Below are 14,441 nucleotides of genomic sequence, written 5' to 3' on the forward strand. Positions count from 1 at the left end.
CGACCGGATCGCGCCGGGTCCCGGTCAGGGACCCGGCGACCACCGGGCCGGCCTTCACCCCTTCGGCTTCAGCGCATGCGGCGGCGCTGCCGTCGGCCCAGGGCGAGCATCCCGCCGCCCGTGAGAACGAACGCGGTGACGGCACCGAGTGCGACGACCCGTCCGCCGCGTCCGCCGGTGCCGGTCTTCGCCAGTTGCGGTGCGGATCCGGCGGCGGCCGCGCCCTGGAGGATCAGGTCGGCCACGGCGTCGGGCCGCGCGATGAGAGACACATGGCAGGTGTCGATCTCCACGGTGTGCGAGTGGGCACGCTTGGCCTCGAAGCGTTCCTGCTCGGGGTTGACGGTCATGTCCTGTCGGCCCACGAGCGCCCAGGACGGTATGTCCTTCCACGCCGCGACCTCGGCCTTCTCGGAGAACGCGGTCGTGGCGGCCGGACGTTGGGTGACCCCCAGCCGGTTCGCCTGGCCCTCCGGCAGGCAGGCCGCGAACACGGAGTGCACCTTGTCCCGTTTGAGGTACAGGTCGGTGCCGCTCGCGGTGCCGGTCCGGTAGGGCACGGAGTCGGTGGCGGTGGCGAGGGCGCTGGGGAACCGGGCGGCCAGTGACATGCCGCTCTCGCCGACGTCGGGCATCAGCGCGGACACATAGACCAGGGCCTTCACCTGCGCGTTGCCCGCGGCGGCCGTGCTGATGACGGCACCGCCGTAGGAGTGGCCGGCCAGGACGACAGGGCCCTTGACCGACTTCAGTACCGAGGCGAGGTACGCGGAGTCGCTGTGCAGTCCGCGCAGCGGGTTGGCCGGGGCCATGACCTGGTAGCCGCGGCTCTCCAGCCGTTCGATCACCCCGTTCCAGCTGGAGGCGTCCGCGAAGGCGCCGTGCACCAGGACGATGGTCGGTGTCCCGGCGCTCGTCCTGCTCTCCGTCCTGCTCTCCGCCGTGGCCGGAGCCACGGTCACCGCGCACAGGGCGGCAACCGCACCTCCCGCCGCCATGAGTCGATGCTGCTTGGCGCGCTGCCGGGAGGTGCGTATGGCGGGTGCGGTCATGCCGCCCTCACTTCCGTTCGGGGCCTGTAACCCAAAAGCATCAGCACCCTGGCGCGTACGGGCTCGGCCACCCCGTCCATCGGGGTGATTCGGCGTGGCAGCGGAGTGAAGTCCGGTCCGGTCCCGGGACGCGCGCTCCCCCATGACGTCGCGGCCGACGCCGGGGCGCCGCTCATCGGCGGGCACCCCACCGGCCGCCCGTTCTGCGACCGCGCCCGCTGCTCACTTCGCAGTGGGCAGGTGGATCAGCCCCGCGTCCGTCGGACGGAAACCGCAGGCGTCGTAATAGAAGCCTCGCAGCCGGGACTCGAAATCGACGTGCAGCCACTCGCAGCCCGCCGCCCGCGCGTTGGCAGCCGCCAGAGCGACGACCGCCGTTCCGATCCCGCGGTGCTGGTGCGAACTCCGGGTCTTCGTGTCCAGCAAGAAGGCGTGGGCTCCGCCGTCCCATGCCACGTTGACGAATCCCACGAGGAGGCCGTCGCCGGCACGGGCGCCCACCCAGCCGAGGCTGTGGCCCTTGATCCTGTCCCACCAGCCGGCGGTGGCGTTACCGCCGTGCGCCTGGACGAGACCGACCATCTCCTCGTCGGTGATGGGGTCGCGCCACGTACAGGAGATCGCTTCACTCATCCTGCCAGCGTCGCCGACCGCGCCCCGATTTCACCTTGTTCTCCGCCGGTGGCGGATGGCATGCCGTGCCGCCGGGCGAGACGCGGAGCCATGTCGTACGTCAGGTCACGTACGGCCGCCGCGTCCGAGTCGGCCGCCGGGTACAGCCGGGGGGCGGCAGTCTTCCCACCGCCCCCCGGTATGCCCCGCCTCGGGTGATCGCCGGCCCGGGAACACGCGGTTCGGACGGTCACCGGCCCGCACGAGCGGCGATGTGGCGGTCCGCCCGCCCCGGGCCCGGTTTCAGGCCGGCACGCCGTCGCGGCCGGGGCGGACGGTGTGCGCGTCGTTGTGCTGGTCGGCCCAGTTCTGTAGGGCGCTCATACACGCGTGATCGAGATGGCGGAGCCCGGCGAGGTCGAGTTCGGCGGGCCGGTGCGCGGGCAGGTCCTCCAAGGCGTCGAGGATGCGCGGCAGGCGCAGGAAGGTCATGTTCGAGGGAGTCCTGCTCGGCCTCGGCCTGGCGGTGGTGAAGGCGGCGTGGGAGACCTCGCACGTCCATGTCGAAGTCGACGACCAGGGCGACGGCCCGATCCGCGTCCGGGTCCTGGGCAACGCGAGTGTCGGCGCGGATGCTCCTGACCGGGCTTGGCACACAGGAAAGCAGCGGTTAGCCTGAGGACCGCGAAGGGGAGTAGCCCCGCGATACCGGTCGTCGACATACTGGAACCCGTTGCCGGGTTCCCGGTGGCCGGGCCCGCGCAGTCCATGTGCGGGTGGGCGAGACCTTCGGCCCGTTGTCGACGACGTATATACGTGTCGGCGGGGTCGAAGCTGCCGCCGTATCCCCTCGCGCGGTCGTCCTCGATGTCCCGCCGGTGCGGGAAAGCCGGACCAGACCCGTGATCCATTTCATTCTGTTGATCGTCTGCGCGGTGGCGATCTATCTCTCCTGCGAGTGGTTCGTCAATGCCGTGGAGTGGCTCGGCGAACGTCTGAACGTGGGAAAGATGGCGGTCGGTACCATCCTGGCCGCCTTTGGCACCGCACTGCCGGAGTCCGTGGTCACCCTGGTCGCGGTCACCACCGGCGGCACCGAGGAAGCCAAGAACATAGGTGTGGGTGCCGCGATGGGCGGCCCCCTCGCGCTGGCCACCGTCGCCTACGGCGTCACCGGCGCGATGCTGCTGGTCAAGCGCCGCAAGGACCGGGCCGCCGCTGCCGACCGCGGCAACGAGCGGACGGCCGCGCTGGTGGAGGCGAGCGCTGCCGGGCCAGGCTCTTTCGGCCCGCCGCCCTCCGCCGGCGCCGGTACGGAGCAGGCGCTGGGCGATGAGGACGATATGAAGCGGCTGGCCAAGGACCAGAAGTGGTTCCTGCCGATCTTCCTCGTGAAGGTGGCGCTCGGCCTGGTCGCCTTCGCCTTCAAGCCCGCGCTCGGCCTGCTGTTCTTCGCCGCCTACGCGGTCTACTTCTGGCGCGAGATCCGCGGCGGCCAGGACGAGAACGAGGAGGGCGAGGAGCTGGAGCCGCTGAAGTTCCAGCCCACGGCCGCCTCCCCGGCCACGTGGGCCGTCGCCGCCCAGACGCTGGTCACCCTGGTGGTCATCTTCTTCGCCTCACAGCTGTTCGTGAAGCAGTTGGACGCCATCGGCCCGATGCTCGGGTTGTCCGCCTCGGTCACCGCGCTGCTGCTGTCCCCGATCGCCACCGAGCTGCCGGAGATCATGAACGCGGTGATCTGGGTACGGCAGGGCAAGACCAAGCTGGCCCTCGCGAACATCTCCGGCGCGATGATGATCCAGGCGACCGTCCCCTCCGGCCTGGGCCTGCTGTTCACCCGCTGGCACTTCGACGGCGCCCTGCTGTGGTCCGGCCTCGTCACCATGGCCGCGATCGTCTACCTGCTGGCGACCATGCGCGCCCACAAGCTCACCCCTGCCCGCCTCGCGGTCGCGGCCGGCTTCTACGTGGTCTTCGCCCTCGGCCTGATCCCGATCCTCGGCTGACCGGCCGGCCCACGCCCTCCCCCGAACAACGACACCCGGTCGCGTACGGGGCCCGGCCGCACGCCTGAGGCGCGGGCTCCGTCGATCTCCGGGCCGGAGACCGGCGGTCGTACAGGACGCCCGTCGGCCAGGACCCGGGCCGTGTCCGCGGCAGTCAGGGGGCGGCCTTGGAGCGGTCATGGCGCGGTCATGCGGCGGTCATGGGGCGTTGCCGGTCATCGGCTGGTCCCCGTGGCCGACGGCCTGGTGGCCGGGGTGGCTTCGACCGGGCGCAGCACCCGGTCGAAGCCCGAGCGCAGGGTGGTCAGCGAGTCCAGGACGTAGTTCTGCCGCACCCTCCACGGGACCCGGTCCCCCTGCCGCGGGAAGGCCGTGACGGAACGCCGTACGTAGCCGGAGGCCAGGTCGATCAGGGGGCGCTCGCCCAGTGGTCCGGCGGGTTCGGGCACGACCGCCCGGTATCCGCGGCGGCGCATGTGGTTGAGGACCTTGCACACCAGACGTGAACTCAGGTCGGCGCGCAGCGTCCAGGACGCGTTCGTGTAGCCGATGCAGAAGGCCAGGTTGGGTGTCCCGGTCATCATGGCACCACGCCAGACGAACTGCTCGGACACGTCCACGGTGCGACCGTCCACGGTGAACGTGACACCGCCCAGGGGCAGGAGCCGTAGACCAGTCGCCGTGATGACGATGTCGGCGGGCAGGGTGCGCCCGGACGCCAGGCGGATGCCCTCGGGGACGAAGGTCTGGATGTGGTCCGTGACGACGTCCACGGTTCCCTCGTGCAGCGCCTTGAACAGGTCGGCGTCAGGGACTGCGCACAGCCGCTGGTCCCAGGGGGCGTACGGCGGGGTGAAGTTCTCCTTCACCGCCTCCGCGCTGCCGACGGCGCGCACGGTGGCCCGGGTCAGCAGCCTGCGAGCGGCGTCGGGCCGGCGCCGGCAGTACTGGTAGAAGGCGGTGGTGAACAGGATGTTCTTGGCCCGGACGGCGTGATGTGCCGCTCGTCCGGGCAGCAGGGCGCGCAGTGCGTCGGCGGCCTTGTCGCGCTGGGGCCGGGAGATGATCCAGCTGGGAGTCCGCTGAAGCATCGTCACGTGCGCGGCGTCCCGGGCGATCGACGGCACGATGGTGACCGCGGTCGCCCCGCTCCCGATGACCACGACCCGTTTGCCGGTGTGGTCCAGGTCCGCGGGCCAGAACTGCGGGTGGACCACGGTACCGGTGAAGGCCGAACGGCCGGGGAAGTCGGGATCGTGCCCCCGGTCGTGGTCGTAGTAGCCGCTGCACGAGTACAGGAAGGTGCACGTCAGGGTCTGCGTGCTGGTGGTGCCTTCGTCGTCGGTCCGCCGCGCGGTCAGGCTCCAGCGGGCTCGGGGCGTGGACCAGTCGGCGCGCACCAGCCGGGTCCGGCAGCGGATGTGCCGATCGATGCCGGACTCCGTGGCGGTGTCCCGGATGTAGCTCAGCACCGCTTCGCCGTCGGCCAGCGATGCCGTTCCCGTCCAGGGCCGGAAGGGGTAGCCGAGGGTGAACATGTCGGAGTCGGAACGCACCCCGGGGTAGCGGAACAGATCCCAGGTCCCACCGATCGCTTCCCGGGCCTCCAGGATCGCGTAGGAGCGGTCCGGGCAGGCGGACTGCAATCGGTACGCGGCACCGATGCCGGACAGTCCGGCGCCCACGATCACGACATCGAAGTGCTCGACCGCTGGTCGGCGAGGGCTGGTGGCGCGAGTCATGCTCCCAGTCTGGGAGGCGGACCGTCGGATTCCATGACATCACACGACAGGAATTGACTCTTGATGACATGTCGATAGGGCGGGGGCGGCCGGAATCCGCGGGCTGCGTGCCACGGTCGCCGACCGGTGCGACCCGCGTGCGGAGCCGGTGACGCGGCAGAACCACGCCTCCGCCTCCGCCACCGCGTACGCCGCTGCCTATGGCTCCGGCTCCGCCTCTGTCCCTGCCCCTCACTCTGCCCCTGACTCTGCCTCCAACGGCGAGTCGAGTGACCTGCGTCGAGTGACCTGCGCGCACCGGTCGGCGCGGGCAGGTCACTCGACGCGGCGCAGGGCGTCCGGGGTGAGGTCCGCGAGGGTGGGGTACCCGTCGACCGCCATCAGCAGATCCGCCTCGGCGAGCAGGGAGCGCAGGACGTGCACCAGCCCGTCGACGCCGCCGAGCGCGAGCCCGTAGGCGTAGGGGCGGCCCACGGCCACCGCACGCGCACCGAGGGCGAGGGCCTTGACGACGTCCGCGCCGCCACGTACGCCCGAGTCGAAGATGACGGGCAGGCCCTCGGCCGCCTCCACCACCCCCGGCAGCGCGTCCAGCGCGGCCAGACCGCCGTTGGCCTGCCGACCGCCGTGGTTCGAGCAGTAGATCCCGTCCACGCCCCCGTCCCTGGCGCGGCGCACGTCCTCCGGGTGGCACAGGCCCTTCACGATCAGCGGCAGCGAGGTCAGCGACCGCAGCCACGGCAGGTCGTTCCACGTCAAGGGGTTGCCGAAGACGCCCGCCCAGTGCAGCACCGCGCCGGTCATGTCCTCCTCCACGGGCCGGGCGAGGGCGGCGCGGAACACCGGGTCGGTGGTGTAGTTCGCCAGACAGTGCCCCCGCAGCTGGGGGAAGTTGCCCGTCGACAGATCCCGCGGACGCCACCCGGTCACCCATGTGTCGAGCGTGACCACGATCCCGCGGAACCCGGCGTCCTCGGCGCGCCGCACCAGACTCGCGGCCAGGTCCCGGTCGGTGGGCGTGTAGAGCTGGAAGAACCCCGGCGTCGTACCGAACTCGGCAGCGACCTGTTCGAGCGGATCCACCGACAGCGTGGAAGCGATCATCGGCACACCGGTGGCGGCAGCGGCCCGCGCCGCGGCCAGGTCGCCGTGCCCGTCCTGCGCGCACAACCCCAGAACCCCGATCGGCGCCATCAGCAGCGGCGAGGGGAAGGACATCCCGAACATCGAGACCGACAGGTCCCGTTGCTTCGCTCCCACGAACATCCGCGGGATCACCCCGTACCGGTTGAACGCGGCGGCGTTCGCCCGCTGCGTGTGCTCGTCACCGGCCCCGCCCGCCACGTACGACCACACCGACGCGGACATGGCCGCACGCGCCCCCTCCTCCCACCCCTCGAACGTCATCGGGAAACGCGGCACCACCCCACGCAGCCCGTCGAGATAGATCTCGTCCTGATACCCGCCGAAACCGGCCACTGTCGACTCCCACCTCTTGTTCACCGTGACGGAGCGCCTGGCACGCCCCGGAGACTGTCGCCCGTCGCCCGCGCGATGCGTGGGCGACGGCGTGACCTCGCGGAGCGGACCGACCCGACTGCCGGGCAGCGGGCGACGCCGATCATGGTGTCGCTCTGCCCGTAGCGGGCGAGCATGAACCCGCGAACTCGACGAGCCGGGCCGGTGCGGTCGTGCTTCCCGGGACGGTCGGGCCGGTGTCTCCCCGGCAGTGCCTCGCGGCGGTCCCCCGGCCGGTGGGTCCGCCGAGGTCACCCGGCGGTGGTGGCCGCGACCGAGTGGGCCACGTCGCGCTGCGCCTCGTGCTCGGCGAGCCGGCTGGTGAGGGCGGCGCGGACGTCGTCGTAGGTGTCGGGGCCGAGTGGGAGGCGCAGCGGAGTCGCGCCGGAGTCGACGAGACCGATCATCGCGTCCGCGATCTTCTCCGCGCTGTTGGGCACGGGGAAGCGCCCCTCCAGGAACATCTTCCGCATCTCGCCCGCGGGGGTCTTCTCGTACGCGGGCAGGGGTGGTGCGGTGTCGAGGGAGCTGCCGAAACCGGTGGGGGTCGCGCCCGGTTCGACGATGGTCAGGGACAGGCCGAACGGCGCGATCTCCCGGGCCACGGTCTCGCAGAACCCCTCGATGCCCCACTTGGCGGCGTGGTAGTAGCCGAGGCCCGGATAGGTCGTCTGGCCGCCCGCGGTGGACACCTGGAGGATGCGGCCCCGGCCCTGGGCGCGCAGGTGCGGGAGGGCGGCGCGGATGACCTGGATCGAGCCGAGCAGGTCGGTGTCGATGACGCGCCGGATCTGTTCGTCGGACGCTTCCTCGACGGAGGCGAGGACGCCGTGGCCGGCGTTGTTCACGACGACGTCGACCGTGCCCAGGGCCTCGAACGCCTCGTCCACGATGTGCCGCACGCGCTCGGTGTCGGTGACGTCGAGCCGCGCGGTCCACAGCCGGTCGCCGTGCTCGGCGCGGAGGCCGTCGAGGACTTCGGGCCGGCGGAGCGTGGCGGCGACACGGTCGCCCCGGGCCAGGAGGTGTTCGGTGAGCAGCCGGCCGAAGCCGGAGGAGGTGCCGGTGATGAACCAGGTGGTGGTCATGCGTTTCCTCGGAGGTGAGGCGGTCCGGGTGGACCGGGTGTGGCCGATGGTGTTCTGCCGTCGATCCGTCGGAAGGGATCGCCGCCCGGTCGTCGTCAGCGGGTGCCCGCCTCGGCGCGTGCGTAGAACGCGGCGAGTTCGTCGGGGTTCTTGGTGTAGACGTCGATCTTGACCACCAGCCCGTCCTCGACCTGGTGCAGCTCGACCATGGTCAGCGGGAACTCCTCGCGCGTGGTGTGCGCGGTGAGCGTTCCGGTGAGGGTTCCGACGACGCCGGCCGGGCCCTCGAACACCTCGGCGGCGGTGATGGCGACCTCCGCGTACCCCATCATCGCGCCCAGGATCGACTGCACGAACACCTCGCGGCCTTGATGGACACCGCCGTAGGGGAGCTGGTTCGGCTCGTCGACGATCACCTCGGGGGCGAGCCTGGCGAGAACGCCCGGCACGTCGCCCGTGCCCAGCGCGGCGTACAGCCCCCGCACGACGTCCGCGGGGCTCTGCGTCGCGGCGTCCGTGGGGCTCTGCGTCGCGTCTTCGGTCTGGTTGCTCATGTTGTGTGCCGTCCCCTTCGGGCTGTCCGACCCAGGTCCTCGTACGGGACCGGGTACCGGACGGTCGGCCGACCGGGTGCGTCCGCGTTCCGGTCGGGCCCCGCAGGACCGGGGCAGGCACCATGCAACGGGATACGGCCGCGGCGGGGGAGTCCGTGCCGTGAGGGGTACTGGCAGGGCCCCCGTCCGGGACGCGGCCCGCCCGCCCCGTCCGCATGAGTGGCTCACAGCTCGTATACGGGAATCTCGGTGCGCGCGGTGATCCACCGCGTGGTCGTGTAGGCATCGATGTTCGCGGCCGGTCCGCCGAACCGGGTCGGTGTCCCGGAGTCGCGCATGCCGCCCATGGGCGCGTTGGCGGCGTCGTTGACCGGCTGGTCGTTGATGTGGGCGCAGCCGGTCGGAATGCGTTCGGCAAGGCGCAGGCCCCGACCGACGTCCCGGGTGAGGATGCCGAGGGAGAGACCGTAGGAGCTGCCGCAGGCGAGTTCGACCGCTTTCTCCTCGCTGTCGAAGGACGTGACGGAGGCGACGGGACCGAACACCTCGTTGTCGTAGCACGGCGTCCCCGGACCGGCCTCGGCGAGCACGGTGGGCGCGTAGAACAGGCCGTCGTAGCGTCCGCCGGTCGTCAGGCGCGCGCCCGCGGTGACGCTGTCGGTGACGATGGCGTGCACCTTGTCGCGCTGCCGTTCGTCGATGAGCGGGCCGAGCGCGACGTCCTCGCGTGCCGGGTCGCCCACCGACAGGGCCGAGGCGCGCCGGGTGAGGAGTTCGACGAAGTCGTCGTAGAGCGAGGCGTGGACCAGGTGCCGTCCGCTGGCCATGCACACCTGGCCCTGGGAGAAGAAGGTGCCGTGCAGGGCGGCGCCGACGGCCCGTTCGAGGTCGGTGTCGGCGAGGACCATCAGGGCCGAGTTCCCGCCCAGTTCGAGGTGCTGGTGCAGGAACCGGCCGCCGGCCTGTTCGCCGATGATGCGGCCCGCCGCCGTCGACCCGGTGAACGACACCGCCTGCACCCGCGGATCGCTCACCAGCGCCGCGCCGGCGCGGGCGTCGCCCGGCACCACGCTCAGCACCCCGCTGGGCAGGCCGGCCAGTTCGAAGATCCTGGCCAGGACGACACCGCCGGACACCGGGGTGCGGGGGTCGGGTTTGAGTACCACGGCATTGCCGAGGGCCAGCGCGGGCGCGACCGAGCGGATGGCCAGTTTCAGGGGCGCGTTGAACGGGGTGATGACGGCGACCACGCCCACGGGGACGCGCCGCGCCATGCTCAGCAGGGCCCGGTCGGTGGGCAGGAGTTCGCCGTTCGGCAGCGTCGGCAGCGCCGCGGCCTCACGGCACTCCTCGACCGCCCCGCGTACTTCGTAGACCGCCTTGCGCCGGGTCGCCCCCGTCTCCTGGATCAGCCAGGACCGGATCTCGTCGCCGTGCTCGTCCCAGAGCGACGCCGCGCGCAGCAGCACCTCGGCCCGTTCCGCGGGGGGTGCCGCCGCCCAGGCCCGCTGCGCCTCGCTCGCGGTGCGGACGATCGGTCCGATGTCCTCGGCACCGGCCAGGCCGGCCGTGACCAGCCGGTGGCCGGTGGCCGGGGCGAGCACGTCGGTCGTGCCCGCGCCGAGTCGCCAACTGCCGTCGTAGATACGGCCCTGCCAGGTGTCGGCGGATAGGAGTGTCATCAGGAGTCCCTTCGCATAGGGAGGTGTCTTTGTCGGCGGTGACCGTCTGGAGGGCACCGGCCGGGTCGGGCCGCGCGCCCGCGAACCCCGTGGTGGGGCAGGACAGTGGGGCGGGACGGTGGGGCAGGACGGTGGGGCAGGACGGTGGGGCAGGGCGGCGCCAGGTCACCGGCCGGGTGGGTCCCGGCCTGGTCAGCGGCCGGGTGTGTCCAGCACCTCGAAGTACCCCTGGTCGTTGAGGATGCGGCGAGGGGCGTCGGGGTGGGTGGCGTCGAGTTCGCGCATCTTCTCCAGAAAGGCCGGATCCGCGTTGTCGCCCGCGCTGATGGACATGTCCTGGCCCAGCCAGGCGGGCAGGGCCGCGAAACGGTGGGTGGTCTGCGTTTCGAGGTACCAGGTGATGTGCACGACCGCGCCGGTCTCCTCGTACCAGGCGGTGGTCTCGACGCCGGGTGCCACCCGCTGGTAGTCGAACAGCTGGGTGGCGTGCCGCCCGGTGTGCGGGCCCTGCGCCAGGGTGTACTCGACGCGGTCGGCGCGGATCTGGAACGGGTCGAAGACCCAGTCCCCGCTCTGGTGCCAGCGGATGGTCCTGCCGAGGATCGTTGAGATCATGGCTCTGCTCTCCTTCTCGGTTTCTCCGTCGAGTCGCTGGGAGCGACTGGTGACGTGCCGCGGTCAGCGCGGAACCGCCTTGGCGGCAGGGGGCGTCCGGGTGCCGTTCCGTCCTTGCGGACGGGTGTCCCGCCCGGCGGCGTGTCGGTGGTGAGCGCGGTGTGCGGTCACGGTCCCGGCCGGTGCCGGGGCGCCGGCCGACGGCCGTCCGGCTCCGCGGGCGGAGGCGCCCCGCGCCGTCACCCTCAGGCGAAAGCGTCCTACGCCGTCACCCGTAGGCGGCGGCGTCACGCGCCGTCACCATCAGTGCGTCCGCGACACAGGCGCCGTGGCGGCCGGCGATCACGGGGTTCAGATCGATCTCGCTCACCTCCGGGTGGGTGATGACGAACTCGCCGACGGCGGACGCGATGCGGGCGACCGCCGTGACATCGACCGGATCGGCGCCGCGGGCGCCGGTCAGCAACGCGGCGCCCTTGAGGCGCAGCAGTTCGGCGGCGATGTCGTCCGCGCACAGGTCCGGTGGCAGCAGTCTGACGTCGTGCAGGGTCTCGATCCACACGCCGCCCAGCCCGACCAGCAGCACCGGGCCCCAGGTGGGATCGCGGCGCGCACCGATCACGAGTTCCACGCCCGGTGCGGCCATCGACTCGACGAGGACGCCGTCCAGGGGGAGCGTGGTGTGCGGGGCGGTCACCGCGCCGCGCACCCGTTCGTATCCCTGGCGGACGGCCGTGGGATCGCCGAGCCCCAGGACCACCGCGCCGAGATCACTCTTGTGCGTCAACGAGGCCGACTGTGCCTTGACCGCCACCGGATAGCCCAGGACGTCGGCGATGGCGACGGCCTCCTCGGCCGAGCCGGCCAGGCTGCCGTCCGGGACCGGAACCCCGATCGCGCGCAGCAGCGCCTTGGTCCGCCATTCGGCCTGCGGTCCGGGCGGCAGTTCGAGCGGGTCCGCCCGGTGCCCCACCGCGCGTCGGCGGCGCCGAGCGACGTCGGCGACCTCCCGTAGCCGGGCCAACGCCCGCAACGAGCGCTCGGGTGAGCGGCTGAGCACGGCACCGCTGCGGTGTGCGAGGTCGACGGCGTCGGGCCAGAGCGGCCGGTCCTCCTCGGCCACGCTGAAAATGGCCGGGATCCGGCGCTCGCGGGTCGTCTCGGCGATGAAGCCCGCGAGGGCCGCGTGCATCGACGCCTGGTTGAGGTACGGCAGGTTGAGCAGCAGGCTGCCCGTGGCAGGATCGTCGACCACTGCCCGGATCGCGGCGGGCACCACCTTCTCGTCCACGGCGAGGCTGGTTCCGAGGTCCAGCGGATTGCGCGGCGTCAGGTAGTCCGGTGACTGCTCGGCCAGGGCGGCGCGGGTCGGTTCGGACAGTTCGGCCAGCGGCAGGCCGAGGTCGTCCGCGTAGTCCTGGAGGAGGACGCCCACGGCGCCGGAGCCGTTGACCGACACCAGTCCGGCGTCGCTCAACTCGGGTTCGAGCCGCAGGAGTTCGACCACGTCGATGAATTCTTCGAGGGTCCGGGCCACCACCCCGCCGGCGTCGGTCAGGACGGTGCTGATCAGCGCGTGGTCTCCGCTCAGGGCTCCTGTATGGGACTGCGCGGCGGCCTGGGACGCCTCGCTCCGACCGGGGTGGAGCACGACGACCGACTTGCCCGCGGCGCGGGCCTCGGCCACGGCGGCGACGAAGCGGTCCGGCCGGCGGATCTGCTCGGCGTAGACGGCGATGGTGCCGATCAGGGATTCGTGGCGGAAGAACGCGACGAAGTCGGCCAGGTCCAGGTCGGCCTCGTTGCCGGTGGTCATGGAGTAGGCGATCGGCACGCCCCGCTGCATCAGCGAGCCGACCACGTGGGCGGCCAGCGAGCCGCTCTGCGCGGCCACCGCCACCGCCGGTCCGCGGTCGCGCGGCATCGGCCGTTGCGTGGCCATCGGTGTCATCTTGATGTGGACACCGTCGAGGTAGTTGAAGAAACCGAGACAGTTCGGCCCGAGGAGCCGGATGCCGCTCGCCCGCGCCGCCTCGGCCAACTGCCGTTGTGCCGCCCGGCCCGCCGGCCCCGCCTCCGCGAACCCCGAGGCGAAGCACACCGCGCCCGTGGCGCGGCCGGCCAGTTCCGTGATGCTGTCGGGCACGGCCTTCGCCGGCACCGCGAGGACGGCGAGGTCGACCGGCTCGGGCAGCGTGTCCGTCCCGGCCAGCACCGGTCGTCCGGCCAGCTCGCCGGCCCGTCGGCCGACCAGGTGGAGCCGGCCTTCGTACCCGTTGTCGAGCAGGTTGTGCACCACGGCGTGCGACACGGACGGACCGGGCCGGGTCGACACCCCGATGACCGCGATCGACGCCGGGGCGACCATCCTGGCGATCGGCGACCCGTCCTCGTCCCGCGAGGCGTCGGCGGCCGGGGGTGTGCCGGCCGGGCGGGTCGGGTCCGGGTCGGCGTGCGAGGCGGTCATCGTCCGTGGCCCTCGGACTCGCCCGCCGGGCGGCTGTACGCCTGTAGGCCCGGCTTGATCGACTTCTCGTCCAGGAACTGGGTCAGCCCGCGGGCCCGTCCCTGTTCCGGGTCGGTGTTGACCGCCGCCGCGAGCTTGGTGTTGATGTAGTCCTCGGCCTCCGTCCAGCCCATCGACCTGATGTGCCGCACAGCTTCCTTGGTGCCGCGTACGACCGTCGGGTTCTTCGCCTTCAGCAGCTCCGCGATCTCGATCACCCGCTCGCGCAGCCGGCCGGCCGGAACCGCCTCCGTCACCAGGCGCATCTCGGCGGCCTTGCGGCCGTCGAAGGTCTCGCCGGTCATGCCGTAGTAGAGGGCGTCGCGCAGGCTCATGGTGTGCACGATCGCCTGGGGCACGTTGCCGCCGGGAATGATGCCCCAGTTGACTTCCGACAGTCCGAACATCGCGTCCCCGGCGGCGACGGCGATGTCGCACGACACCAGGGGTGTGAACCCGCCGCCGAAGCAGTACCCGTTCACCATCGCGATGGTCGGCTTGGGGAATCCGCGCAGGCGCGGGCCCTGCCACAGGTGGGCGGTGCGGCGGCGGATCTCCTGCTGGACCGGTGGCAGCGCGTCGACCTCGCGGAAGTACTCCTTGAGGTCCATGCCCGCCGTGAAGGAGTTGCCCGCGCCCGTGAGGACCAGTACCTGGCTGCGGTCGTCGACGGCTACGGCGTCCAGGACCTCGACCATCTCGTCGTTGAGGGTCGGGCTCATGGCGTTCCGCTTGTCGGGGCGATTCAGCACAACCCATGCTATACCGGACTGCTCGGTCGCGATCACGGTCTTCCAGTCGCCGAGCGGCCGGCCACCCGGCTCCGCGTCAGGTGGTCCCGCCGGGTCCGGCGCACCGGAAAGCGAACTCGTCACCATCCTGATTTCCTCCCTCGTCCGACACGTCCTTCTTCACTTGCAAACGTTAGGCACATTCGTGTCGACCGTCAAGACTATGTTTAATGTCGTCCGTCGTGGTGCTGCCAGGCCAGGCCGGCGACATCGGCCGGACCCGCGATCGGGCGGCAGAACAGCAGGTGGGAGCGGATTGGAGGGGACGCGGG

12 protein-coding genes and 1 pseudogene are annotated in these 14,441 nt (G+C 71.8%); 2 read left to right on the forward strand and 11 right to left on the reverse strand.

All coding sequences use genetic code 11. The annotated features are described in order from the left end of the window. Positions 1 to 68 precede the first annotated feature (68 nt). The 3 genes and pseudogenes from ACFC09_RS14675 to ACFC09_RS14685 form a co-directional block, all read right to left on the reverse strand. Positions 69 to 1,052, reverse strand: coding sequence for an alpha/beta fold hydrolase (locus ACFC09_RS14675; RefSeq protein WP_376527439.1), 984 nt, complete (start codon positions 1,050 to 1,052; stop codon positions 69 to 71). Positions 1,053 to 1,274: 222 nt separating this feature from the next. Beyond that, positions 1,275 to 1,685, reverse strand: a complete 411-nt coding sequence (locus tag ACFC09_RS14680) for a GNAT family N-acetyltransferase (RefSeq protein ID WP_376527441.1) — start codon at positions 1,683 to 1,685, stop codon at positions 1,275 to 1,277. A 282-nt stretch (positions 1,686 to 1,967) separates the two neighbouring features. Then, positions 1,968 to 2,159, reverse strand: a pseudogene (locus tag ACFC09_RS14685) (SulP family inorganic anion transporter); the annotation flags it as partial. Here ACFC09_RS14685 and ACFC09_RS14690 point away from each other — a divergent pair. Beyond that, the gene (locus ACFC09_RS14690; protein ID WP_376527589.1) at positions 2,155 to 2,343 is read left to right on the forward strand and encodes a hypothetical protein; all 189 of its coding nucleotides are present in this window, start codon (positions 2,155 to 2,157) and stop codon (positions 2,341 to 2,343) included. The pseudogene ACFC09_RS14685 and the gene ACFC09_RS14690 sit on opposite strands and share 5 nt — an antisense overlap. 223 nt (positions 2,344 to 2,566) lie before the next feature. Continuing rightward, positions 2,567 to 3,673 carry a sodium:calcium antiporter gene (locus ACFC09_RS14695; RefSeq protein WP_376527444.1) on the forward strand — a complete coding sequence of 369 codons (1,107 nt, stop codon included), beginning with the start codon at positions 2,567 to 2,569 and terminating at the stop codon, positions 3,671 to 3,673. Between the two features lie 215 nt (positions 3,674 to 3,888). Here ACFC09_RS14695 and ACFC09_RS14700 read toward each other — a convergent pair whose 3' ends face one another. From ACFC09_RS14700 to ACFC09_RS14735, 8 genes are all read right to left on the reverse strand, one after another. Beyond that, positions 3,889 to 5,415, reverse strand: a complete 1,527-nt coding sequence (locus ACFC09_RS14700) for a flavin-containing monooxygenase (RefSeq protein ID WP_376527446.1) — start codon at positions 5,413 to 5,415, stop codon at positions 3,889 to 3,891. Between the two features lie 315 nt (positions 5,416 to 5,730). After that, positions 5,731 to 6,918 carry an alpha-hydroxy-acid oxidizing protein gene (locus tag ACFC09_RS14705; protein WP_376527449.1) on the reverse strand — a complete coding sequence of 396 codons (1,188 nt, stop codon included), beginning with the start codon at positions 6,916 to 6,918 and terminating at the stop codon, positions 5,731 to 5,733. 266 nt (positions 6,919 to 7,184) lie between these two features. Next, positions 7,185 to 8,021: an SDR family oxidoreductase gene (locus ACFC09_RS14710; protein WP_376527452.1), complete on the reverse strand. Its 837-nt coding sequence runs from the start codon at positions 8,019 to 8,021 to the stop codon at positions 7,185 to 7,187. A gap of 95 nt (positions 8,022 to 8,116) precedes the next feature. Beyond that, a complete protein-coding gene (locus tag ACFC09_RS14715) occupies positions 8,117 to 8,575 on the reverse strand; it encodes a nuclear transport factor 2 family protein (protein ID WP_376527454.1) in 459 nt (152 codons plus the stop codon). Positions 8,576 to 8,799: 224 nt separating this feature from the next. After that, positions 8,800 to 10,257, reverse strand: coding sequence for an aldehyde dehydrogenase family protein (locus ACFC09_RS14720; RefSeq protein ID WP_376527457.1), 1,458 nt, complete (start codon positions 10,255 to 10,257; stop codon positions 8,800 to 8,802). A 192-nt stretch (positions 10,258 to 10,449) separates the two neighbouring features. Beyond that, positions 10,450 to 10,872 (reverse strand): phenolic acid decarboxylase, encoded by a 423-nt coding sequence (locus ACFC09_RS14725; RefSeq protein ID WP_376527460.1) that lies wholly within the window; start codon positions 10,870 to 10,872, stop codon positions 10,450 to 10,452. Positions 10,873 to 11,140: 268 nt separating this feature from the next. Further along, entirely contained in the window at positions 11,141 to 13,339 is a 2,199-nt protein-coding gene (locus ACFC09_RS14730) for an acetate--CoA ligase family protein (protein WP_376527462.1), read from the reverse strand. Continuing rightward, a complete protein-coding gene (locus ACFC09_RS14735; protein ID WP_376527582.1) occupies positions 13,336 to 14,166 on the reverse strand; it encodes a p-hydroxycinnamoyl CoA hydratase/lyase in 831 nt (276 codons plus the stop codon). The genes ACFC09_RS14730 and ACFC09_RS14735 overlap by 4 nt, the downstream gene beginning before the upstream one ends. Between the last annotated feature and the right edge of the window lie 275 nt (positions 14,167 to 14,441).

Origin of the sequence: Streptomyces sp. NPDC056161 (assembly GCF_042268025.1) — a bacterium.
Lineage (GTDB): Bacteria > Actinomycetota > Actinomycetes > Streptomycetales > Streptomycetaceae > Streptomyces.